Origin of the sequence: Streptomyces sp. NPDC048349 (assembly GCF_040651925.1) — a bacterium.
Classification (GTDB): domain Bacteria; phylum Actinomycetota; class Actinomycetes; order Streptomycetales; family Streptomycetaceae; genus Streptomyces.
This window is the reverse complement of sequence record NZ_JBEZLA010000016.1, coordinates 92,915-114,760: the sequence shown is the minus strand read 5'-3', so window position 1 is coordinate 114,760 and position 21,846 is coordinate 92,915. Positions and strand designations below refer to the sequence as shown.

General features: G+C 74.4%; 21 protein-coding genes. 12 read left to right on the top strand and 9 right to left on the bottom strand.

Translation table 11 applies throughout. From position 1 onward, the window contains the following. Positions 1–23: 23 nt before the first annotated feature. The 5 genes from AB0D44_RS12105 to AB0D44_RS12085 all read left to right on the top strand — a co-directional run bounded on the left by AB0D44_RS12105 (position 24) and on the right by AB0D44_RS12085 (position 5,913). Positions 24–815 carry a methyltransferase domain-containing protein gene (locus AB0D44_RS12105; RefSeq protein WP_362588332.1) on the top strand — a complete coding sequence of 264 codons (792 nt, stop codon included), beginning with the start codon at positions 24–26 and terminating at the stop codon, positions 813–815. Between the two features lie 74 nt (positions 816–889). Continuing rightward, positions 890–1,894, top strand: coding sequence for an NAD-dependent epimerase/dehydratase family protein (locus AB0D44_RS12100; protein ID WP_362588329.1), 1,005 nt, complete (start codon positions 890–892; stop codon positions 1,892–1,894). A 331-nt stretch (positions 1,895–2,225) separates the two neighbouring features. Continuing rightward, the gene (locus AB0D44_RS12095) at positions 2,226–2,771 is read left to right on the top strand and encodes a 2Fe-2S iron-sulfur cluster-binding protein (RefSeq protein WP_362588326.1); all 546 of its coding nucleotides are present in this window, start codon (positions 2,226–2,228) and stop codon (positions 2,769–2,771) included. Further along, positions 2,768–3,781 carry a xanthine dehydrogenase family protein subunit M gene (locus AB0D44_RS12090; protein ID WP_362588324.1) on the top strand — a complete coding sequence of 338 codons (1,014 nt, stop codon included), beginning with the start codon at positions 2,768–2,770 and terminating at the stop codon, positions 3,779–3,781. The genes AB0D44_RS12095 and AB0D44_RS12090 overlap by 4 nt, the downstream gene beginning before the upstream one ends. A gap of 8 nt (positions 3,782–3,789) precedes the next feature. After that, positions 3,790–5,913: a xanthine dehydrogenase family protein molybdopterin-binding subunit gene (locus tag AB0D44_RS12085; protein ID WP_362588321.1), complete on the top strand. Its 2,124-nt coding sequence runs from the start codon at positions 3,790–3,792 to the stop codon at positions 5,911–5,913. Positions 5,914–5,955: 42 nt separating this feature from the next. Here AB0D44_RS12085 and AB0D44_RS12080 read toward each other — a convergent pair whose 3' ends face one another. Further along, complete coding sequence (locus AB0D44_RS12080; RefSeq protein WP_362588318.1) at positions 5,956–6,306, bottom strand: VOC family protein; 351 nt, start codon at positions 6,304–6,306, stop codon at positions 5,956–5,958. A gap of 113 nt (positions 6,307–6,419) precedes the next feature. Between AB0D44_RS12080 and AB0D44_RS12075 the strand changes: the two genes are divergently transcribed. Then, positions 6,420–8,513, top strand: coding sequence for a SpoIIE family protein phosphatase (locus AB0D44_RS12075; protein ID WP_362588315.1), 2,094 nt, complete (start codon positions 6,420–6,422; stop codon positions 8,511–8,513). Here the strand turns inward: AB0D44_RS12075 and AB0D44_RS12070 are convergent. From AB0D44_RS12070 to AB0D44_RS12060, 3 genes are all read right to left on the bottom strand, one after another. After that, the gene (locus AB0D44_RS12070; RefSeq protein ID WP_362588312.1) at positions 8,488–9,858 is read right to left on the bottom strand and encodes an MFS transporter; all 1,371 of its coding nucleotides are present in this window, start codon (positions 9,856–9,858) and stop codon (positions 8,488–8,490) included. The genes AB0D44_RS12075 and AB0D44_RS12070 overlap by 26 nt on opposite strands. Before the next feature lie 83 nt (positions 9,859–9,941). Continuing rightward, positions 9,942–10,292 (bottom strand): metalloregulator ArsR/SmtB family transcription factor, encoded by a 351-nt coding sequence (locus tag AB0D44_RS12065; RefSeq protein WP_362588309.1) that lies wholly within the window; start codon positions 10,290–10,292, stop codon positions 9,942–9,944. After that, positions 10,289–10,780: a hypothetical protein gene (locus AB0D44_RS12060; RefSeq protein WP_362588306.1), complete on the bottom strand. Its 492-nt coding sequence runs from the start codon at positions 10,778–10,780 to the stop codon at positions 10,289–10,291. Before AB0D44_RS12060 ends, AB0D44_RS12065 begins: the two co-directional genes overlap by 4 nt. A 117-nt stretch (positions 10,781–10,897) precedes the next feature. On the opposite strand from AB0D44_RS12060, the gene AB0D44_RS12055 reads away from it, so the two are divergent. Then, positions 10,898–11,455, top strand: coding sequence for a DoxX family membrane protein (locus tag AB0D44_RS12055; RefSeq protein ID WP_362588303.1), 558 nt, complete (start codon positions 10,898–10,900; stop codon positions 11,453–11,455). A 47-nt stretch (positions 11,456–11,502) separates the two neighbouring features. Here the strand turns inward: AB0D44_RS12055 and AB0D44_RS12050 are convergent, their stop codons facing one another. The 4 genes from AB0D44_RS12050 to fusA all read right to left on the bottom strand — a co-directional run bounded on the left by AB0D44_RS12050 (position 11,503) and on the right by fusA (position 15,801). After that, complete coding sequence (locus AB0D44_RS12050; RefSeq protein WP_362588300.1) at positions 11,503–12,006, bottom strand: FBP domain-containing protein; 504 nt, start codon at positions 12,004–12,006, stop codon at positions 11,503–11,505. A gap of 11 nt (positions 12,007–12,017) precedes the next feature. Beyond that, entirely contained in the window at positions 12,018–12,830 is an 813-nt protein-coding gene (locus AB0D44_RS12045) for a polysaccharide deacetylase family protein (RefSeq protein ID WP_362588297.1), read from the bottom strand. A gap of 203 nt (positions 12,831–13,033) precedes the next feature. Continuing rightward, entirely contained in the window at positions 13,034–13,582 is a 549-nt protein-coding gene (locus tag AB0D44_RS12040; protein ID WP_362588294.1) for an FABP family protein, read from the bottom strand. Positions 13,583–13,752: 170 nt separating this feature from the next. Continuing rightward, positions 13,753–15,801 carry an elongation factor G gene (gene fusA / locus AB0D44_RS12035; protein ID WP_362588291.1) on the bottom strand — a complete coding sequence of 683 codons (2,049 nt, stop codon included), beginning with the start codon at positions 15,799–15,801 and terminating at the stop codon, positions 13,753–13,755. Between the two features lie 486 nt (positions 15,802–16,287). Between fusA and AB0D44_RS12030 the strand changes: the two genes are divergently transcribed. From AB0D44_RS12030 to AB0D44_RS12015, 4 genes are all read left to right on the top strand, one after another. After that, positions 16,288–16,701, top strand: a complete 414-nt coding sequence (locus AB0D44_RS12030) for a hypothetical protein (protein WP_362588288.1) — start codon at positions 16,288–16,290, stop codon at positions 16,699–16,701. A gap of 180 nt (positions 16,702–16,881) precedes the next feature. Next, positions 16,882–17,175, top strand: a complete 294-nt coding sequence (locus AB0D44_RS12025) for a hypothetical protein (protein ID WP_362588285.1) — start codon at positions 16,882–16,884, stop codon at positions 17,173–17,175. Positions 17,176–17,236: 61 nt separating this feature from the next. Beyond that, positions 17,237–18,193: an NmrA/HSCARG family protein gene (locus AB0D44_RS12020; RefSeq protein ID WP_362588282.1), complete on the top strand. Its 957-nt coding sequence runs from the start codon at positions 17,237–17,239 to the stop codon at positions 18,191–18,193. Positions 18,194–18,287: 94 nt separating this feature from the next. Continuing rightward, complete coding sequence (locus tag AB0D44_RS12015) at positions 18,288–20,180, top strand: NAD-binding protein (RefSeq protein WP_362588364.1); 1,893 nt, start codon at positions 18,288–18,290, stop codon at positions 20,178–20,180. Positions 20,181–20,218: 38 nt separating this feature from the next. On the opposite strand, the gene AB0D44_RS12010 is transcribed toward AB0D44_RS12015, so the two are convergent. Further along, on the bottom strand, positions 20,219–20,374 hold the full coding sequence (locus tag AB0D44_RS12010; protein WP_362588279.1) for a DUF6131 family protein: 156 nt from the start codon (positions 20,372–20,374) through the stop codon (positions 20,219–20,221). Positions 20,375–20,732: 358 nt separating this feature from the next. Here AB0D44_RS12010 and AB0D44_RS12005 point away from each other — a divergent pair, with 358 nt between their 5' ends. Next, positions 20,733–21,839 carry an RICIN domain-containing protein gene (locus tag AB0D44_RS12005; protein ID WP_362588277.1) on the top strand — a complete coding sequence of 369 codons (1,107 nt, stop codon included), beginning with the start codon at positions 20,733–20,735 and terminating at the stop codon, positions 21,837–21,839. The last annotated feature ends 7 nt before the right edge of the window (positions 21,840–21,846 follow it).

Here is a 21,846-nt window from a genome sequence, read left to right as displayed (position 1 = left end):
GCCGGTGGGCCGATAGTGGGGTGGTGAGCGACTGGTCGCAGGGATCCGGGGAAGCCGGCGCCGGAGAGAGCGCCGCGTGGTCCGGCCGTGAGGGCGCGCAGGCCTTCGCGGCGGTGGAGGCGGCCACGGACTGGCTGCTCGGCTACCCGTTCGTCTTCCGGGAGCTGTCCCGCCGGCTCCGCGGCGGCGAGGTCCTCGTGGACTACGGGTGCGGGCCGGGCACCGTGGCCGGCCACGCCGCCCGGGTGCTGGGGGCGCGGGTGCTGGGCGTGGACACCTCGCCCGAGATGCTGGAGCTGGCGCGCGCTTCGGGCACGGCCGTGGCGGAATACCACCTCGTCCGGGACGGACGGGCGGTCGGCCTGGCGGACGGCTGCGCGGACGCCGTGATGTGCAACCACGTGCTCGCCTCGCTGCCCACCGAGGAGGCGGTCCTCGCCGTCTTCACCGAGATCCGCCGACTGCTGCGGCCGGGCGCGCCGTTCGTGCTGCTGGTCACCGACCCGGACTGCACCGGCATGGACTACGCCTCCCTGCGCATCGGCGCCCCGGGGGAGGCCTACGGGCCCGGCGAGCAGCTGACCGTACGGCTGCGGCGCACCGACGGTTCCTGGCAGGAGGTGCGCAACCACGCCTGGCCCGTCGCCCTCCTGCCGGCGCTGCTGGAACGCACCGGCTTCCGGGACGTCGCCCAGCTGCGCCCGTCCGTGCAGGAGGCCCTCGCCCTCGCGGACCCGGAACTCGCGCGCAGCCACACCTGGTCGGCGGAGCGCACCAGACCTCCGCTGGTGGTCACGACGGCACTGGCGGCCTGACCCGGGACGCGCCTGGGGTCCGCTCTCGGCGAAGCACCTGGTCCGAGGCCCACCGCCCGTGGTGGGGTGGGCAGATGGAGATCCTGGTACTGGGCGGAACGGCGTGGGTGGGCCGCGAGATCGCGCGGCAGGCGGTGCAACGCGGGCACCGGGTGACGTGCCTGGCCCGCGGCGAGAGCGGTGAAGTCGCCCAGGGGGCGCGGCTGGTGGCCGCGGACCGGCGCGCGGAGTCGGCGTACGAGGGCCTGACCGGACGGGACTGGGACGCCGTCGTGGAGGTGTCCTGGCAGCCCCGCTTCGTGCGCGGCGCCCTGGAGGCCCTCGGTGCACGGGCGGCCCACTGGACGTACGTCTCCTCGGTCAGCGCGTACCTCCCGAGCTCGCGCCCGGGCGGGGACGAGTCGGCCGAACTGCACCCGGCGGCCGAGGCCGACGAGCTCGGCCGCGAGGAGTACGGGCAGGCCAAGGTGGCGTGTGAACAGGCCGCGACGGCCGCGCTCGGCGACCGGCTGCTCATCGCGCGGGCCGGGCTGATCGGCGGGCCCGGCGACCACAGCGGCCGCACCGGGTACTGGGTCGCCCGCGCGGCGCGGGAACCGCTGGCGCCGCTGCTGGTACCGGAGCCCGCCGACGTCCCGACCCAGACGGTCGACGTACGCGACCTCGCGGCGTGGCTGCTCGACTGCGCGCAGGAGAAGACGACGGGCACGTACGACGCGGTCGGCCCGGTGGTTCCCTTCGGGGAGTGGCTCGCCCTCTCCAGGGAGATCGGCGGGCACACCGGACCGGTGGTGCCGGCCGGCCGGGACTGGCTCCTCGGGCAGGGGGTGGCCGAGTTCATGGGCCCGGAGTCTGTCGCCATGTGGATGGCCGACCCGCAGTGGGCCGGCTTCAGCGCGCGCAGCGGCGCAGCCGCCCGCGCGGCGCGCCTGCGCCACCGCTCCCGGCGGGAGCTCCTGACGGACACCCTGCACTGGGAACGCGAAGCGGGCCTGGACCGCCCCCGCCGCGCCGGACTCAGTGCGGCCCGCGAGCGCGAGCTCCTGGCCGCACTCGGGCAGCCGTCAGCCGGGACGTGACCCCGTCGCAGCCAGGTGGCCAGGTCACGCCCCGTAGGCCGCGCCTACCCGGGACGCCCCCGAGGCATGCACGCGAGGCATTGACCCGGGTCATACGCCCGAGTCATGCGCCCGAGCCGTGCGCCCGAGTCATGCGCCCGAGCCGTGCGCCCGAGTCATGCGCCCGAGCCGTGCGCCCGGGCCATGCGCCCGGACGGCGGCCGACGGGGCCGACCGATGGAACATCGGCGCCCGGGGGAGGCGGCCCTGCGCGTGGCACGGCGCCCACCGGGCCCCGGACGGGATAGTCGACGTATCACGGCGACGTCCACCCAGTCGAAGGGAGCCGGCGGTGGCGAGTGGAACCGGCCCCCCTGACTCATCCGTCACGCTCCACGTCAACGGCACGGAACACGTCCTGCCGCTCGACCACCGCGTCACCCTGCTCGACGCCCTGCGCGAGCACCTCGCCCTCACCGGCGCGAAGAAGGGCTGTGACCACGGCCAGTGCGGCGCCTGCACCGTGCTCCTCGACGGGCGCCGGGTGAACGCCTGCCTGCTGCTCGCCGTCGCACAGGACGGCGCGCACGTCACCACGGTGGAAGGGCTCGCCGACCCGTCCGGCGCCCCGCACCCGCTCCAGCAGGCCTTCATCGACCGGGACGCCTTCCAGTGCGGATTCTGCACCCCGGGCCAGCTCTGCTCCGCCATCGCGGCGATCGAGGAGGCCGCCGCGGGCCACCCCTCGCAGGTCACACCCGCCGAAACCCTCACCCGCCCCGAGCCGGCCGCCGTCCCGCTGACCGCCGACGAAATCCGGGAACGGCTCAGCGGCAACCTCTGCCGCTGCGGCGCCTATCCCCGCATCGTCGACGCCGTACTGGACGTGACCGCGTGAAACCCTTCGCCTACGTGCGCGCCACCACCCTCCAGGAAGCGACCGCCGCCCACGCCGGACGGCCGGGCTCGCGCTACCTCGCGGGCGGAACCAACCTCGTGGACCTCATGAAGCTCGGCGTCGAACGCCCGGCCACCCTCGTCGACCTCGCGCGGCTGCCCCTGAGCGGCATCGAGGAACTGCCCGACGGCACCCTGCGCATCGGCGGCACGGCCCGCAACAGCGACACGGCCGCGCACCCCCTCGTCCGCGCCCGCCACCCCGTCCTCGCCCAGGCACTGCTCGCAGGGGCATCGGCGCAGCTGCGCAACGTGGCCACCACCGGCGGCAACCTGCTCCAGCGCACCCGCTGCCCCTACTTCCAGGACGTCTCCACCGCCTGCAACAAGCGCGAACCGGGCTCCGGCTGCGCCGCGCGCGACGCGGTCCACCGCGACCACGCCGTACTGGGCCACTCCGCGCACTGCATCGCCACCCACCCCTCGGACCTGGCCGTCGCCCTCGTCGCCCTCGACGCGGACATCGAGCTGTACGGCGGTCAGGGCACCCGGACCGTACCCGCCGCCTCCTTCCACCGGCTGCCCGGCGAGCAGCCCGAGCAGGACACCGTCCTGCAGCACGGCGAGATCGTCACCGCGGTCCTGGTGCCCCCCGCTCCCGGCGCCCTCTCGCTCTACCGCAAGGCCCGCGAGCGGGCCTCGTACGCCTTCGCGCTGGCCTCGGTGGCCGCCGTGCTCGAATCCGGCCCCGACGGGCGCGTCGTACGGCGCGTCGCCCTGGCCTTCGGCGGCCTCGCCCACCGGCCCTGGCGCGCCACCACGGCCGAGGCACGGCTGACCGGCGCCGAGCCGACCGCCGAAGCCGTGCGGGAGGCCGTCGAGGCGGAACTGGCCCAGGCCCGGCCCCTGCGCGACAACGCGTACAAGGTCGCACTCGCCCGCAACCTCGCGTGCGACGTACTCGCCGCGCTCGCCCGACAGGCGCAGGACGGACCGCCCCGCACCCCGTAGGAGCAGCAATGCCCCCCGACCGCACCCACCGCCCCGCCCCCGTGCTCGGCACCTCCACCGTCCGCTCCGAGGGCCCCGAGAAGGTGACCGGCGCCGCCCGCTACGCCACCGACCGCAGGCCGCACGGCCGCGTCCACGCCTGGCCGGTGCCCGCCGCCGTGCCCCGCGGCCGCGTCACGGCCGTGGACACCGGCCCCTGCCTCGCGCTCCCCGGCGTACTGGGCGTCCTCACCCCCGACGACGCGCCCCGCCTGGGCCCCTCGGACGACGCCACGCTCCAGGTGCTGCAGAACGCCGAAGTCCCGCACCGCGGCTGGTACGTGGCCCTCGTCGTCGCGGAAACCCTGGAAGGGGCCAGGGCCGGCGCCGAAGCCCTGCGCATCGGCTACGCGACCAAGGAACACCAGGGAGCCCTGCGCACCGACCATCCCGACGCCTACACGCCCGAGGAGGTCAACGGCGGCTACCCGGCCCTCCGGGAACGGGGCGATCCGGACGCGGCCCTCGCCTCCGCACCCGTACGCATCGACAGCACCTACACCGTGCCGCCCCTGCACAACCACCCGATGGAACCGCACGCCGCCACCGCCGACTGGGACGCCGAGCGCGAGCACCTGACCGTGTGGGACTCCAGCCAGGGCGCGGGCACCGTCCGCTCCGTGCTGGCCTCGCTGTTCGGCCTGCCCGAGGACCGGATCACCGTCATCAGCGAGCACGTCGGCGGGGGTTTCGGCTGCAAGGGCACCCCGCGCCCGCACGTCGTCCTGGCCGCCATGGCCGCCCGCCGCTTCGGACGTCCCGTCCAGCTCGCCCTGCCGCGGCGCCACATGCCCGCCGTCATCGGGCACCGCGCGCCGACCCTGCACCGGGTCGGCCTGGGCGCCCGCTCCGACGGCACGCTCACCGCGCTCGTCCACGAGGCCACCACGCACACCTCCCGCGTCCGGGAGTTCGTCGAGCAGGCGGCCGTCCCCGCCCGCGTCATGTACGCCGTACCCGACAGCCGTACGCTCCACCGGGCCGTCGCCCTGGACGTGCCCACGCCCTCCTGGATGCGCGCCCCGGGCGAGGCGCCGGGCATGTACGCCCTGGAGTCGGCCATGGACGAACTGGCCGACGCGCTGGGACTCGACCCCGTCGAGCTGCGCATCCGCAACGAGCCCGCGCTCGAACCCGACACCGGACGGCCCTTCAGCAGCCGCCACCTCGTGGAGTGCCTCCGGGAGGGCGCGGCCCGCTTCGGATGGACGGCGGCCCGCACCCCGCGCAGGGACGGACCGTTCCTGCACGGCGTGGGCATGGCCGCGGCCACGTACCCCGTGTGGATCGCGCCCTCGAGTGCCCGGGCGCACGCCCGGCCCGACGGCGGCCATCACGTCGAGATCAACGCCACCGACATCGGGACCGGCGCCCGAACCGTCCTCGCCCAGGTGGCCGCCGACGCCCTGGCGGTCCCCCTGGACTCGGTGACCGTGGCCATCGGCAGCACCGCCCTGCCCCAGGCCGCCCTCGCCGGCGGATCCTGCGGAACCGCCTCCTGGGGCTGGGCCGTGCACGAGGCCTGCACCGCCCTGGCCGCCCGCCTGTCCGGCCACCGGGGCGACCTGCCCGCAGAGGGGCTCTCGGCCTCGGCCGACACCACGGAGGCGGTCCGGCGCGGGTCCCCGTACGCCCGGCACGCGTTCGGCGCCCACTTCGCCGAGGTCCGTGTCGACACGGTCACCGGGGAAGTGCGCACCAGCCGCCTGCTGGGCGTCTTCGCGGCCGGGCGCATCCTGAACCCGGCGACCGCCCGCTCCCAGTTCACCGGAGGGATGGTGATGGGCCTCGGCATGGCGCTGACCGAACACAGCACGGTCGACCCCGTCCACGGCGGCTTCGCCGAGAACGACCTGGCGGCCTACCACGTGCCGGTCCACGCCGACGTGCCCGCGATCGAGGTCGCATGGATCGACGAGCAGGACGAGCACCTCAACCCGATGGGCAGCAAGGGCATCGGCGAGATCGGCATCGTCGGCACGGCGGCCGCGATCGGCAACGCCGTGTGCCACGCCACCGGCCGCCGCCTGCGTGACCTGCCCCTCACCCCCGACCGGGTGCTGGCGGCTCTGACGGAGCCCACGGGGCGGTGAGGGACGCGGTGCCCGGCACCGGAACCTGCTGAGCCGGGCTCCCTACCGGGAGCCCAGCACGCAGAACTCGTTGTCCTCGGGATCGGCGAGCACCACCCACGTCACGTCTCCGCCCTGCCCGATGTCGGCCCGGCGCGCACCGTGGGCGAGCAGGCGTGCGACCTCCGCCGCCTGGTCGGCGGGGCGGAAGTCCAGGTGCAGGCGGTTCTTCGCGACCTTGGGATCCGCCACCGGTACGAAGAGCAGCCCGGGCAGCCGTTCGGGCGACGGGCGGATCTCGTACTCCTGCGGTGAACCGTTCACCACCACCCAGCCCAGCGCCTGCGCCCACCAGCTGCCCAGGGCGGCCGGATCCCGGGCGTCCACGACCGTCTGCTCCCACTCCAATGCCATGGACCGAGCGTAGGCCGCGCCCGCGCCGGACCGCGGGAGGCGGGCGGCAGACGGGCTGGCGGACCGGTTTGGGGGGAGGATGAAGTGAGCCGCGCCGGAAGGGAGCGCCTTGGATGGATGCGACCGAAGCCTTCGGGGGAGGCCGCGCGGACACGGCCGGGCGCGCCGCTCCCGGGGTGTCCCCGCCGAGCGGGCTGCTCGACGTCCTGAACGTCGCCGCAGTCGTCCTGGACGCGCAGGGGCGGGTCGCCCTGTGGAGCCCCCAGGCGGAGCAGCTGTTCGGCTGGACGGCGAAGGAGGCCCTCGGGCGGCCCGCCGCACGGCTGATGGCGTCGAAGGAGCACGTGGACCTGGTCCTGGAACTGTTCGCGCGGGTGATGGGCGGAGCCGGGGACTGGGCCGGGGCCTTCCCCGTACGGCACAAGGACGGCAGCACCCGCCTGGTCGAGTTCCGCAACATGCGGCTGCTCGACGAACACGGGGACCTGTACGCCCTCGGCATAGCGACGGACCGTACCCGCCTGCGCCGGCTGGAGCGGGACCTCGCCCTCTCCGCCCGGCTGGTCGCCCAGTCCCCGATCGGGCTGGCGGTCCTGGACACCGACCTGCGCTACGTCCTGGTCAATCCCTCGCTGGAGCGCATCAACGGGCTGCCCGCCGCCGAGCACATCGGACGCAGCGTCCGCGAGGCGCTGTCCTTCCTCGACGACGCGGGAGCCGTCGAGTCGGCGATGCGCCAGGTGCTGGCCACGGGGACCCCGCTGGTCGAGCAGTTCACCGCGGGGCACACGCAAGGCGATCAGCACCACGAACACGCCTGGTCGGTCTCGTACTACCGGCTGGAGGACGCCACCGGACGGGTCCTGGGCCTCGCGACCTCCGTGGTGGACGTCACCCAGAGTCACCAGGCGGCCAAGGAGATCGCGCACAGCCGCCGCCGCCTCTCCCTGATCGCGGACGCCACCGTCCGCATCGGCACCACCCTCGACCTGGAGCAGACCGCCCGCGAGCTCGCCGACGTGGTCGTACCCGAGCTCGCCGACATCGCCGCCGTCGACATCCTCGACTCCGTCCTCGAAGGCCGCCCCAGCCTCAAGTCGTCCGCCCACGAGCCGGCCGTCTTCCGGGCCCTGGCCGTGGCGTCCTCCTACCCCAGTGAGGCCGTCCGCGCCGCCGACCCGCCGGGCGACATCGCCCGGTACGAGGCGGACCGGCTGGTCACCCGGTCGGTGACCACCGGCCACCCGGTCCTGGTCGCCCACGTCCAGGCCCGCGACATCTCGCGCATCGCCCGCAACGACGACGCGGCCGCCCTGCTGGCCCGGGCCGGGCTGCGCTCGTACCTGGCCGTGCCACTCATCGCCCGCGGCGAGGTCCTCGGTGCTCTCGACCTCAAGCGCACCCGCAATCCGCGGCCCTTCAACGACGACGACATCATCCTGGCCGGCGAACTGGCGGCCCGGGCCGCCGTGTGCATCGACAACGCCCGCTGGTACCGCAACGCACACCACACCGCCCTCGCCCTCCAGCACCACCTCCTCCCGCACCACCCGCCGCCCACCCCCGGTCTGGAGGTCGCCTACCGGTACCGGCCCGCCGCGGCCACCAGCGAGATCGGCGGGGACTGGTTCGACGCCATCGCCCAGCCGGACGACACCACAGTCCTCGTCGTCGGGGACGTCATGGGCAGCGGCATCAACGCCGCGGCCGGCATGGGGCAACTGCGCACCGCCACCCGCACCCTCGCCGAACTGTCCCTCGACCCGACCCGTGTCCTCGAGCAGCTGGACCGCACCACCAGTGCCCTCGAGGAGACCATCGCCACCTGCGTCTACGCCGTCTACGACCCGCACCGCGCGCAATGCCGCATCGCCGTCGCCGGGCACCTGCCCCCGGTCCTCATCAGCGCCGGCCGGGCCCCCCGGCTCCTCGACCTGCCCACCGGCACCCCGCTGGGCGTCGGCGGCGTCCCCTTCGAGGTCACCGCCGTGCGCATGGAGCCCGGAGACCAGCTGGTCCTGTACACGGACGGGCTGGTCGAGACCCGGGACCAGCCCATCGACGAACGCCTCGGCCTCCTGCTGGAGCTGCTCGCCGACACCAGCCGCCCGCTGGAGGAGACCTGCGACCGGCTCCTGGACACCCTGCGCCGACCGGACGACCACGACGACGTCGCCCTGGTCATCGCCCGCGCGAAGCCCCTGTGAGGCCGGCGTCCGGCCACCGGTGGTGGTGCCGGTCGATGACGTAGTGGTGCCCGTGCCGCCAGCCGCCCGCCGCGGGGTGCGCGTCGGCGAGGTGCGGGTGGCCCGGGGGCAGGTCGGGATGGACGTGTTCGAGGCGGGACGGGTCGCGGGCGGGCCAGACGACGGCGGCCGCCGCGGTGGCGGCCAGGGACACGGCGCCCAGCACCAGCGCGGTCACCGGCAGCCCGGCCCCGGCGGCCAGCCAGCCCGCCACGGGGTAGGTGAGCAGCCAGCAGCCGTGCGACAGGGAGAACCGCGCGGCGAACGCGGAGGGCAGGTCCGGGTCCGCGGTGGAGCGGCGCACGACCCGCCCGCCGGGGGTCAGGACGGCGCAGGAGGCGGCGCCGATCGCCGCCCACCCGGCCAGCACCGCACACCAGGACCAGGTGTCCGGCGCCCTCGCGGTGAGGACGGCGACGGCGGCCAGGACCACCGGAAGGGCGAAGGCGGCCGGGAGCATCACGGCGCGGTCGGTACGCCGGCCCAGCAGCCGCGGCAGCAGCAGCGCGGTCAGCACGGAGCCCGCCCCGTACGCGCCGAGGGCCACGGAGACGGCGCCCGCGGAGCGCCCGAAGTGGTCCCGGACCAGGACGACCGTGTCCACGAAGATCAGGGATCCGGCGGCGGCGACGGCGAGGTCGAGGGCGAGCAGGGCCCGCAGACGGGGCGTCGCCCAGAACAGCCGGGTCCCGAAGACGGCCTTGGCGTACACGCCGCCGCCGTGCGGGGCGGGCGCGGGCCGCGGCAGCGCGGTGGCGGCGACGAGGACGGCGGAGGCGAGGAATCCGAGGGACGTGCCGGTGAAGAGCCGGTCGTAGGAGACCAGCGTCAGCAGGGCGGCGGCCAGCGCGGGGCTGAACAGGCTCTCGAGGTCGTAGGCCAGCCGGGACATCGACAGGGCGCGGGTGTAGTCGCGTTCGGCGGGCAGTACTTCGGGGACGGTCGCCTGGAAGACGGGGGTGAACGTGGCCGACGCCGCCTGGAGCAGGAAGATCAGGAGATGGACCTGCCAGATTTCGGTGACGAACGGCAGGACCAGGGCGACAGCGGCGCGGATGAGGTCCATCGCCGCCAGGAGGGCGCGCCGGGGGAGCCGGCCGGCGAGCGCCCCGGCCAGGGGCGCGATGCCGACGTAGGCGATCATCTTGATCGCCAGGGCCGTGCCCAGTACGGCCGAGGCGTCGTCCCCGGCCATGTCGTAGGCCAGCAGGCTGAGCGCGACGGTCGCGAGGCCCGTGCCGACCAGGGCGACGGCCTGGGCCGCGAACAGGCGGCGGTAGGTGCGGTTGCGCAGGACGGACAGCACCCCACCACGATATCCATCATGTGCGCACCTGTGCACATGAAAGGTCGGCGGTCCATCGGCGGTCCGGGGCCGGTGGCGGGCGGTCAGTCGTGCGGCGGCAGGGAGCGCAGCTGGTGGTCGGCGACGCTCAGGGCCTCGTCCACCAGGCGGCGCAGGTGCCCGTGGCGCAGGGCGTAGACCACGCGGCGCCCGTCCTTGCGGCTGGTGACCAGCCCGGCGAGGCGGAGCTTGGCGAGGTGCTGGCTGACGGAGGGCCGGGCGGCCCCGCAGGCCTCGGTGAGCGTACTGACATCGGCCTCGCCCCGCCCGAGCTCGTCCAGCAGTGCCAGGCGGGTGGCATCCGCGAGCAGCGCCAGCACGGACACGGCGACGGCGATCCGCTCGCCTTGCTGCTGCGAATCCTGTGCACCTGCCAGGTGCGCGCTTGCGCTCATGTGCACATGTTAGGCGGGTCGGCCGCGTCCAGTACCGCGAGCAGGACCCGCGCCTCGGCCTGGGCCCGGGGCACGTCGACGTCGTCGCACACCACCTGCAGACCGAGGGCGGCGACGTCCGCCCGGCCGTCGCGACCGGGGAAGACGTAGTACGACTGGTACGCGAAGTAGGCGCGCAGGGCGTCGCCCGGGTCCCGGCCCACCGTCAGGGTGGCTTGGCGTTCCTCCCGCGGGCCCGTCTCGTGCAGTTCGATGTCCCGCTCGTGGAACCGTGCCGTCAGCGGCAGTTCGAGAACCGCCCGGGCGAACTCCCGCGCGTGCGCGGCGCCGTCGAAGGCCAGCAGTTCGCTGAAACCGGGCTGCCCCGCCAGCAGCAGCCAGCGCGGCGGCCGGCCCGCCCCGTCCGGCTCGCAGGCCACGGACAGGACGCTGGATCCCTCTCCCGTGACGTGCTCCCACGCGTACGTGAAGACCTGCTCGAAGTGCATGACGTCCCTTCCCCCGGTCAGTCCGCCCGTATGGAGGATCTGCGGGCATATGTGTGGGCGGTGGTGCCGCAGCGGATACGGATGGTGCGTACCGCATCCGCTGCGTGAGGAGACCCGATGAGCTACATGAACCGCCGTGACCTGGCCCTGCTGGCACTGCGGGCCGGTACGGGCGCGGTGTTGATGGCGCACGGGACGCAGAAGCTCTTCGGCTGGTTCGGCGGCGGGGGCCTGGCGGGTACGGCGGCCGCGATGGAGCACATGGGGTTCCGGCCCGGGCGCCCGAGCGCGATCGCCGCCGGTCTGGGGGAGGCCGGGGGCGGGGCCCTGCTCGTCCTCGGCCTGGCCACGCCGGCTGCCGGCGCCGCGGCGGCGGGGGCCATGGCGGGAGCCGTGTCCGTGCACGCGCCCGCCGGGTTCTTCAACCAGGGCGGCGGATTCGAGTACCCGGCCTTCCTCGGGTTCACCGCGGCCGCCGTGGGCCTCGCCGGAGCGGGCCGGCTGTCGGTGGACCACGCTACCCGGCACCGCTTCGACCAGCCGTGGATGGTCGCGCTGGCCTTCGCGGGCAGCGCGCTCGCGGCCGCCGCGGTGGTCGCCAGACGCGCCCAGGCGGCGCAGCAGGAGCAGGAGCAGACGCAGGAAGAGGAGCAGGCGCCTGCGCGGGGGGAGTGACGCCCGCCCGGGCCGCCGCCGCAGGCGCGGCGGGGGTCCGGGACCGGTCACGCCGCCGCGACCCTGGTCGCGAAGGCCTCCAGGTTGCCCGACATGCGCGCGAGGCGCTCGTCCAGCGTCAGGGACTCCTCGTACCGCCCCGCGCGCAGTTTCGGCTGGCGCTTGCCCCGCACGTACAGGGGACAGGCGAGGTCCGCGCAGACGTAGATGCCGACCGTGTTGCCCTCGCGGCCGCGGGCGCCCGCCAAGGGGGCGGCGAGCAGGGTGACCCCGGACGACGCGTGACCGGTCAGGCAGATCTGGCACAGGCTGGACTTCACCGCACTGGTGCGGCCCACCGAGGGCACGCGCAGCGAGATCCCCACCGGACCCTGCGGCCGCGGCAGCACGAGATGGGCCCGCAGCGGCGCCCCCGGATCCACCCACCCCAGGAAGTCCAGGTCTTCCCAGGGCAGTTCGGCGAAGTCGAGCGGCAGCCGCAGCCGCGCTGCTTCGCCCTTGGTGCAGTTCACGAAGGACGAACGGATCTGTTTCTCGGTGAGTGGTTCCACGTGCACCGACCCTACGTACCCGCTGACCTGCCTGCATCCCCATTTTCCGGCTCCTGGGCGAGGAAGCGGCGGAGGTCGACGACCTCGTATCCGGCGCCCTGGGCCGCGTCGATGATCCGGGGGAGGGCCTGGGCGTCGAGGACGGTGCCGTCCCCGGTGCTGCCCACGTGCATCTGGATGATCGCGCCGGGAGCGAGCGCGTCGACGGCGCGCTCGACCGCCTCGTCGACGGTCATGCCGCCCGCGGGGCCGAGATAGCCGTTGGTGTCGGTGGTGAACTCGATCGCCGCGTAGCCGAGGTCGTTCACGTCGGCGATCGCGTCCTCGCTCGTGGCGCTGTAGGGGAACCGGAAGAACGGCAGCGGCTCGGTCCCGGCCGCCCTGCGGATCGCCGCGTCGGCGCGGCGCACCTCGTCGGCCCGCTCCTCGGTGCTGAGGTCCTCGAAGTAGGGGTGGCTGTACGAGTGGTTGCCCAGGCCATGCGCCGCGCCCATGGCCCGCACGGCCGCGGGGTGGGCGTCGGCGTACTCGCCCGTCGGAAAGAACGTGGCGGGCACCTTGCGGCGGCGCAGTTCGCCCAGCACCGTGTCCACCCCGCTCTCGTCCCACGCGGCGTTGAAGGTGAGCGCCACCTCCTTGCGGGACGTGGGCAGCCGGCGGATCTCGCCCCCGAGCAGGTCGGCCGGCGGCCGGGGGCCCTGCGGAGAGGCCGGCGCGGCCGGTCCGAACGCCCGCGGCCCCGGCGTGGCCGCCGCCGCGGTCGCACCCGGGGCGAGCCCCGCGGCCAACAGCGCGCACATCGCGGCGCGTCGTCCCGTATCCACCACGGTTTCTCCCTCCGGCACCCCGCCGTGGCCGCCACGGCGTACCACGACTATGCGAGAGCGGGGGCCCGGCCCCGGCCGGGACCTGCCGGGCACCCGGGTGATCCCGTGGCAGCCCAGCGGCGATTCCGTAGCGGCCCGACGGCGATCCCGTAGCGGCCGACCGCGAGCCCTTGGCGGTCCCGCCGCGATCCGGAGCGGGGTCAGGAGGAGCGCCGCCGCAGCCGGGTCGTGAGGTGGTGCTGCAGCGGCTGCCCCACCGCCGCCATGTCGTGGGTGACCGTCATCTCCGCGCCCTGGAGCGCGTAGTGGCGCCGGGTGGCGGTGACCTCCTTGGCCGAGGGCGTCAGCGACACGTCCTTGGTCTCGATCTCGATCTCCGTGCCGGACACCCGCCCGGCGTACGTCTCGACGATGCCGGTCGGGTGGGCGAGGACGACTTCCAGGGACGCGTCCGGCATCACCCGCCACCACCCGGCCTCCCGGCCGGCCGGCCGCACGGGGGTGCCCGAGGCGTCGATCAGCCACGCGCGTGCCTCGTACCGCAGGAAGGGGCGCCCGTCGTGGCTGAAGGTGGTCTCCTGCTCGTACCGGAACTCCTGTTCCAGGGTCGGGTACTCGCCCCGGCCCCGGCCGTGCCAGCGCCCCAGCAGGGGCAGCACGGGCCGCAGCAGCGGGTGCGGTTCGGGTCCCTCGCCGAGGACGTGGCTGTCCGGATACGGATTCTCCTGCGGCGACTCGAACTCGAACACGTGCGCACCTTGCCTGTGGTGGTGGAAACCCCAAGACCCAGGGACCCCGGGACCCCCCGGGGTACCCCGGGACCCGCAGCCTAGTGCCGCGCCATGGCCGTCCCGGCGAGGCCCCGCCCCCCGTGTCCGGGGGGCGGGGCGCTGCGGGAGCGGGGCGTCCCGGCCGGCGGTCACCGGGTCAGGAGGGTCCCCGCGACCGAGGACGGGACCGGCGCGAGCCCGGCCTGGCGCGTGGTGAACGTGCCGCGGCCCTGCGTACGGCCGCGCAGCCGCGACGCGTAGCCGAAGAGCTCGCCCAGCGGAACGGCCGCCGTGACCACCGCGGTCCCGGACCGGGACGTGGATCCCGAGACCCGGCCGCGGCGGGCCGCGAGATCGCCCAGGACCGCGCCCACGGCGTCCTCGGGGACGGTCACGGTGACCTCCGCGACCGGCTCCAGGAGCTCCACCGTGCTCCGGCGCAGCGCCTCGCGCAGCGCGAACCGGCCCGCCGCGCGGAACGCAAGCTCCGAGGAGTCCTTGGAGTGGGTCGCGCCGTCGGTGAGCGTGACCCGCAGACCGGTCACCGGGAACCCGCCGAGGGGACCCTCGGCGAGGGCGTCCCGGCATCCGGCCTCCACGGCCCGCGCGTACTCCTGCGGCACCCGGCCGCCGACGACCGTCGAACGGAACTCGAAGCCGGTCACCTCCTCCTCCAAAGGCTCCACATCGATGACGACGTGCGCGAACTGCCCCGCACCGCCGTCCTGTTTGACGTGCCGGTAGACCAGGCCGGTCACCCCGCGCACGACCGTCTCCCGGTAGGAGACCTGCGGACGCCCGACGGCGACCTCCACCCCGTGGCCGCTGCGGATCTTCTCCACGGCGACCTCCAGGTGGAGTTCACCCAGCCCCGACAGCACGGTCTGGCCGGTCTCCGCGTCGGACCGGACCACCAGGGACGGGTCCTCCTCGGCGAGCCGGGCCAGGGCCGACGCGAGCCGTCCCGTGTCGCTGCCGCGACGGGCCTCGACGGCCACCGACACCACCGGATCGGCCACCGAGGGCGGTTCGAGGACCAGCGGCGCCTGCGGCGCGCACAGCGTCGTCCCGGCCCGGGCGGCCTTCACCCCGATCACGGCGACGATGTCACCGGCCACCGCCTCCTGCCGTTCCTCGTGCCGGTCGGCCTGCACCCGCAAGATCCTGCCCACCCGCTCCGTACGGCCGCTACCGGCGTCCCGCACGGACTCGCCCTTGCGCAGCGTGCCCGAGTAGACCCGCAGGTGGGTGAGCCGTCCGGTGGGTGTCGCCGTCACCTTGAAGGCGAGGGCCGCGAACGGCTCCGCAGGGTCGGGCGCACGCTCCACTTCCGCTCCGTCAGCCGTCCCGCGCACCGGCGGCATGTCGGCGGGCGACGGCAGGTAGGCCAGGACCGCGTCCAGCAGCGGCTCGACACCCCGGTTCTTGTACGCCGAGCCGCACAGCACGACGACACCGTCCCCGCGCAGCGTCAGCCGGCGCAGGGCGCGGGCCAGGGCCGCCCCGCTCAGGGCCGACGTCGCGCAGAACTCCTCCAGCGCGTCCGCGTCGAGCTCGGCCACCGTCTCCTCGAGCAGCCGGCGGCGTCGGCCGGCTTCCTCGCGCAGCGGTTCGGGGACCGGCCCCGTCTCGTAGGTGTCGCAGCCGGCGCGCCAGACCAGCGCGCGCATGCCCACCAGGTCGACGACGCCGGTGAACGCGTCCTCGCTGCCGATGGGCAGCTGGACCACCAGCGGTACGGCGCCCAGCCGTTCGCGGATCGAGGTGACCGCCGTGTCGAGATCGGCGCCCGCCCGGTCCAGCTTGTTGACGAACGCGATCCGCGGCACCCCGTGCCGGTCGGCCTGCCGCCACACCGACTCGCTCTGCGGCTCGACCCCGGCCACCGCGTCGAACACCGCGACGGCCCCGTCCAGCACCCGCAGGGAGCGCTCGACCTCGTCGGAGAAGTCGACGTGCCCGGGCGTGTCGATGAGGTTGACGCGGTGGCCGTCCCAGGTGCAGCTGACGGCCGCGGCGAAGATGGTGATGCCGCGGTCGCGTTCCTGGGCGTCGAAGTCGGTGACGGTCGTGCCGTCGTGGACCTCGCCCCGTTTGTGGATGGCACCGGTCGCGAAGAGGATGCGTTCGGTGATGGTGGTCTTGCCGGCGTCGACGTGGGCGAGGATGCCGAGGTTGCGGACGGTGTGGATGCGCATGGCCCGAGGCCTTTCGAATGCTTCGCATGATGAGGAAGAGGGCGCGCGATGGCCCGGACGGCGCAGCCCGTCCCCGCGCCCGGCCGGCGGCGGCCCGTACGGGCGCGGCAACGGCGGGCAGAGCGGGGGAGGGGACCTGGGGATGCGTCACGGGCAACGGTGGCGGCCGCGCAGCCGGCACCGTCAGGCGTGAGACACCGGGATCACGTCGTACCGGGACGGGGCAGCGAAGGCGTCTGCGGTGCGGTGAACGCACATGGCCCGGCTCCCCTTCTCTTCACTCGGCATGAGGCGCGCGCCGATCCGTCGGCAGCGCGTGTGGCGAGTGTAGGGAACGCGGCCGGGCCGGGGCACCGTATTTTCCGCGGCCTGATGTCCCGCGGCCTGATGTCCCGCGGCCTGATCCGTGCTCTCGCGGCCGGGCCGGACGCGCCCATAGTGGAGGGAGGGGCAGTCCTGCAGTCCTGAGGCCGGACGGGGTGCGACATGGCGCGATTGGCTGTCGACGGAGACGATCTGGTGGTCCGGACGGCGTGGTGGGAGCGGATCACGGCCCGCCACGGGGACGTGCGCGTTCCGCTGGCGGCGGTGGCCGGCGTGGAAGCCACGGCGGACTGGTGGCGCCCCCTGCGCGGCGTACGGACCAGGGGCACCCTGATTCCCGGCGCGCTGTGCCTGGGACTGTGGGAACACCCCACGGGCGTGGACTTCGTGGCGATCCGGCACCGGCACCACGGGGTCGTCCAGTGCGACCTCCGGCCGCCGTTCCGCTTCGCCCGGATCGTCGTCAGCGCCCCGGACTGCGCCCGCGTGGCCGCGACCGTACGGGCGGCCGTGGAGCGCGCCGCTTCCCGGCCGCCCGCGCAGGCGGACCCGCCGGCACCCGTGAGGGCGGCGTGACCGAGGGCCCGGGGAGTGATGGATCTCCCCGGGCCCTGGGCCGCGGACACCGCGGGGGACGCGGGTGTGTATCTGCGACGTACGGAGAAACGATCCGCCGCGGGAAGGGTTACGCACCGCCCGTCGGTGTTGCGCCGTACGATGCAAGCGAGGGGGGACGCGTCGTTACGGGAGTGCGCGATGACCATCCGGCACCGCTTCCATCTGGATCGGAACGGTCACTCGATCAGCGTGCTGTACGAGGGCCCGCGCCGGCCGGTGGAGGTCCTCGTCGACGGCAGGACCGTCGCCATGGGCCGCGCCCCCCGGGCTGCCCGCACCGTGCTGACGGCCGAGCTGCCGGGCGATCCGCCCCACTCCTTCGCCATCGACCTCTCCTGCCCGGACGGCCCCGACGACAGCCCGATGTGCGCCCTGATGGACTCCGGCACGTCGTATCCCATGCCCGACGTACCGCTGACGCCGGGCCGCTGAAGCGCGGCTCCGTGGCGTGGCGTGAGGGCCCGGACGCGGAGAGTGTGCGAAGAAGGAGGGTATGGGCGAGAAGAAGACCATCACAGTGTTCGGTGCCACCGGCGCGCAGGGCGGCGGCCTGGCGCGGGCGATCCTGGCGGACCCGGAGGGCGGCTTCACGGTCCGCGCCGTGACCCGCCACGCGGATTCCCCGAAGGCCCGGGAACTGAGCGCGCTCGGAGCGGAGGTGGTGCAGGCCGACATGGACGACGAGGCGAGCCTGGCGCCCGCCTTCGAGCACGCGTACGGGACCTTCGTGGTCACCGACTTCTGGGAGCACATGTCCGCCGAGCGCGAGAAGACCCAGGCGCTGGCGGTCGCCCGCGCCGCCTCCCACGCCGGCATCCAGCACGCGATCTGGTCCACGCTGGAGGACACGCGTGACTGCATCCCGCTGGAGGACCCGCGGATGCCCACGCTCCAGGAGAAGTACAAGGTGCCGCACTTCGACGGAAAGGCGGAGGCGGACCGCTACTTCACCGAGGAGGGCGTCCCCACGACCTTCCTGCGGACCACGTTCTTCTGGGACAACCTGCTCACCACCTTCACCCCGCAGCGCGGCGCGGACGGCGTCCTCGAGCTGGTGTTCCCGATGGGGGACAGGAGGCTCTCGGGCATCGCCGTGGCGGACGTGGGCAAGACCGCCCTGGCCGTCTTCAAGCGCGACACCGATCTCATCGCCGCCACCGTCAGCATCGCCGGTGAGCACCTCACGCTCTCCGACATGGCCGCGGCCCTCACCGAGACGATCGGCGAGACGGTGCGATCCCGGCCCCTGGACCCGGACGCCTTCCGTGCACTGGGCTTCCCGGGCGCCGACGAGGCGGGGAACATGTTCCAGTACTACGCCGAGTGCGCGGACCGCTTCACGGCGGCCCGCGATCTCACCGCGGTCCGCGAACTCAACCCCGATCTACAGGACTTCAGGACCTGGCTCGCCGCACACCGCGACGCACTGCGGGCCGCCTTCGCCCAGTAGCCGCCGCCCGGGGGCCGCTGTCGGGGCCGCAGGGCATGCTGGGGCCGTGCAGATTCCGCAAGCGGTACGTCAAGTCCCGGGCGCCACAGGCCGGATGGTGGTGTGCGGTGACGACGGGCTGGCCCGCAGGCTGGCGGCCGAACTCGGCGAGGTGTACGGCGAGCGCGTCACGCTGGTCGTGCCGCCCGCGAGCGAGCCGCCGCTCGCGGTGGGCCCGCCGGCTCGGCGCGGGCGCTGGGGGCGCATCCCCCCGGCCAGGGCCTCCCGCGCACCAGAGGGGGAGGGGCCGCCGCCGGACGAGCCGCGCATCGTGGCGGCCGCGGAGCCGGACGAGGAGGTCCTGGCCACCGTGGTGGCCGGAGCCGCCGCGCTCGCGCTCGTGTACGAGGACGACGACCGCAACGTACGGGCTGCCCTGGTGGCCCGGCGGCTCAACCCCAGGCTGCGGCTGGTGATCCGGCTCTACAACCGCAAGCTCGGCCAGCATCTGGAAGACCTCCTGGACCAGGCGGCGATCGTCGCCGAACCGGGGATCGATCCGCGCGACCGCGACTCCGCCACGACCGTGCTGTCCGACGCCGACACGGCCGCGCCCGCGCTGGCCGCGAGCGCGGTCGCCGGCACGAGCAAGGTGGTCCAGGCGGACGGCCTGCTGCTGCGGGCGGTGGAGCGCACGCCTCCGGGGCCTGGTGAGACGGCCGATCCCGGACTGTGCACCCTTGCGCTGCTGTCCGCGACGGCCACCGACCCGGCCGGCAGCGACAGTTCCGTGCTCGGCGGCGAGCGCGGGCTCCAACTCCTGCCGGACGACCGTGCGGTGGCCGCCGCGACGGGGCGGGGCACGGTGGCCCTGGAGACGGTGACCCACGCGGGCCCCGCGCAGGCGGCAGTACCGCGGCTGAGCGCCGCCGCACTGCCGGTGGCCTCGCTCTTCTCCCGGAGGCTGCGCTGGTCGCTGGCCGGCATCACGGCCGCCGTGACCGCGCTCGCCGTGGCCTCGTGGCTGACCACCGGCGACCACCCTCTGCACGCGGTGTACGTCACCCTGCTCGACATCTTCGCGATCAACGACCCGGCGGTCGGCGCGCCGACGCAGCGGCAGGTTCTCCAGATCCTGTCCGGATTCGTCGGTCTCCTGCTGCTGCCGGTCCTGGTGGCGGCCGCGCTCGAAGCGCTGGGAGCCTTCCGCGCGGCCACGGTGCTGCGCCGCCCGCCCCGCGGGCAGTCCGGGCACGTGGTGCTCCTCGGCCTGGGCAAGATCGGTACGCGGGTGCTGGCGCGGCTGCGGGAGCTGGAGATCCCCGTGGTCTGCGTGGAGTCCGACCCCCGGGCCCGCGGACTGGCGCTCGCCCGCCGCCTGAGGGTGCCCGTGGTCGTCGGCGACGTCACCGACGAGGGCGTGCTCGAAGCCGCCCGCATCCACCGGGCGCACGCCCTGCTCGCCCTGACCAGCTCCGACACGACCAACCTCGAAGCCGCCCTGTACGCACGCGGGGTGAAACCCGACCTCCGCGTCGTGATGCGCCTGTACGAGGACGACTTCGCGACCGCCGTCTACCGCACCCTGCGCGCCGCGCACCCCGGCGCGCTCACGCGCAGCCGGAGCGTCACCCACCTCGCCGCCCCCGCCTTCGCCGGGGCGATGATGGGCCGGCAGATCCTCGGGGCCATGGCGGTGGAGCGCAGGGTGCTGCTCTTCGCCGCCGTCGACGTCGCGGGCCACCCGCAGCTCGAGGGCCTGACCGTCACCGAGTGTTTCCGCCCCGGTGCCTGGCGGGTCGTCGCCCTGGACACCGCCTCGCCCGCGGACCGCCGCCCCGACCTGGCCTCCGCCCCGCGCGAGGGAACGGTTCCGGGCCCGGGGCTGGCGTGGCAGCCGCACCCCGGTTACGTCCTCAAGCCCGAGGACCGCGTCGTCCTGGCCGCCACCCGCCGGGGCCTGGCTGAACTCCTCGGGCGCGCCGGGGCGGCCGCTCCGCCGTCCTGAGGCAGGGCCGGCCCCGAGCTACGACCGCAGCGACCTACTCACCAGTAGTGGTTGCGTCCGCCCACCGCGTGCCCGACCGACCCGAGGATCCACAGGATGGCGCCGATCACGACGAGGATGATCCCGAGCGTCCACAGGATGGAAATACCGGCGATGTAGCCGATGACCAGCAGGATGACTCCGAGGATGATCATGACGTGCCTCCGATTCTCGCAACCGGCTTCTGCCCCGTCCCGGCCGGGGAATGCGCCCGGGGCCCCGCGGGGTGGAAGGGCGGCCTCCGCCGGCGTCGTCCACGCGCGGGAGGCCGGGCGCGCGAGCGGCGGCGGGGGAGTTCCCGCCCCGGGGCCGAGTCGGTTCCGGCCATAGAAAGCCGAGAAATTTTCTAGAACTAGACTCCAAATCAGCTGGGTGGCTGGGCCAAGCTGGAGCCAGGACCTCGCCGAGCGGGTCCGCGTCCGCAGACGGCGTTCGCCGCCGCTCCCGCCGCCTGAGACCCCACCGCACCGGCGTCACACCTCCACGCGACCGAACGGAAGAAGGGCCCGACCCATGACCCCACACCCGGCCGCCACGCCGGAACGCACCACTTCCTGGCTGCGCTTACTCGCCGCCGCCCTGGCGACGTGCTGCGTCGCCCTGGGCATCATGGCCTCCCCGCTCGCGGCGGCCACGGCGCACGCGGCTCCTGCGGCCGACACGGCGGACCAGCAGTGCGGCTCCGCGCTCCAGTGCCTCTCCTTCACCTCCGTCAGCAACGGCCGCCGCCTCGACGTACAGAACGGCTCGCGCGACGACGGCGCGTACATCGTCACCAACTCCGCACCCGGCCACCACCAGTCCTGGAACCTGGCCGTCGACCCGGCCGACTTCAGCTTCGCCATCGTCAACGGCACCACCGGCAAGTGCATCGACCTCAGCTGGCCGGCGCTGCGGCAGCAGACCTGCCGCGGGCAGAAGAGCCAGAAGTGGTACCTCCAGCCGGTGGCGGGCTCCACCACCGCATTCATGATCCGCAACGCCAGTGACAACTCCTGCCTCGACCTCATCGCCGGCGCCCAGTACGACGACGCGTGGACCGGGCAGTCCCGCTGCCACGCCGGGGCGAACCAGCGCTGGACCACCAACTCCACCGCCGCCTTCAACCTGGCCGTCGACCACGGCGCCAAGGCCTGCCAGAAGGACCCCTCCAGCTGCTCCTGGGCCGTGAAGAACGAGGCCCCCGCGGCGCCGCTGCCGAAGGTCTGCGCCTCCGCCGTCTGGTACAACAACTCCGCTTCCCCGGTCAGCCAGTCCTTCTCCGTCACCAAGACCACCGGCTGGCAGAGCAGCATCGGGACGGAGCTGTCCTCGCAGCTCAGCGGCGGCGCAGCCCCCGCCCTGCAGGTGACGGTCGGCACCTCGCTCTCGTTCGAGAACGTGTGGAGCGGTTCGACGAGCGTCGGCGACGCCATCCAGGTGTCCGTCCCCGCCCAGCAGTACGGCTGGGTGACCCTCTCCGTGCTCGCGAGGAAGGTGACCGGCAGCTGGACCTTCGACGCACAAGGGTTCCCCTGGAAGGCCGACGACACCATCACCGTCCCGGTCAAGGACGACCCGAGCGGCGGCGCGACCCTCTACATCGCGAACACCAGCCCGACCTTCACGTCCTGCGCCTGAACCCCGG

Coding starts and splice junctions, on each gene's coding strand:
- AB0D44_RS12100 (WP_362588329.1), top strand. CDS start 890: ATGGAGATCCTGGTACTGGGCGGAACGGCGTGGGTGGGCCGCGAGATC.
- AB0D44_RS12085 (WP_362588321.1), top strand. CDS start 3,790: ATGCCCCCCGACCGCACCCACCGCCCCGCCCCCGTGCTCGGCACCTCC.
- AB0D44_RS12080 (WP_362588318.1), bottom strand. CDS start 6,306: ATGGCATTGGAGTGGGAGCAGACGGTCGTGGACGCCCGGGATCCGGCC.
- AB0D44_RS12075 (WP_362588315.1), top strand. CDS start 6,420: ATGGATGCGACCGAAGCCTTCGGGGGAGGCCGCGCGGACACGGCCGGG.
- AB0D44_RS12065 (WP_362588309.1), bottom strand. CDS start 10,292: ATGAGCGCAAGCGCGCACCTGGCAGGTGCACAGGATTCGCAGCAGCAA.
- AB0D44_RS12060 (WP_362588306.1), bottom strand. CDS start 10,780: ATGCACTTCGAGCAGGTCTTCACGTACGCGTGGGAGCACGTCACGGGA.
- AB0D44_RS12055 (WP_362588303.1), top strand. CDS start 10,898: ATGAGCTACATGAACCGCCGTGACCTGGCCCTGCTGGCACTGCGGGCC.
- fusA (WP_362588291.1), bottom strand. CDS start 15,801: ATGCGCATCCACACCGTCCGCAACCTCGGCATCCTCGCCCACGTCGAC.
- AB0D44_RS12030 (WP_362588288.1), top strand. CDS start 16,288: ATGGCGCGATTGGCTGTCGACGGAGACGATCTGGTGGTCCGGACGGCG.
- AB0D44_RS12025 (WP_362588285.1), top strand. CDS start 16,882: ATGACCATCCGGCACCGCTTCCATCTGGATCGGAACGGTCACTCGATC.
- AB0D44_RS12020 (WP_362588282.1), top strand. CDS start 17,237: ATGGGCGAGAAGAAGACCATCACAGTGTTCGGTGCCACCGGCGCGCAG.
- AB0D44_RS12015 (WP_362588364.1), top strand. CDS start 18,288: ATGGTGGTGTGCGGTGACGACGGGCTGGCCCGCAGGCTGGCGGCCGAA.
- AB0D44_RS12010 (WP_362588279.1), bottom strand. CDS start 20,374: ATGATCATCCTCGGAGTCATCCTGCTGGTCATCGGCTACATCGCCGGT.
- AB0D44_RS12005 (WP_362588277.1), top strand. CDS start 20,733: ATGACCCCACACCCGGCCGCCACGCCGGAACGCACCACTTCCTGGCTG.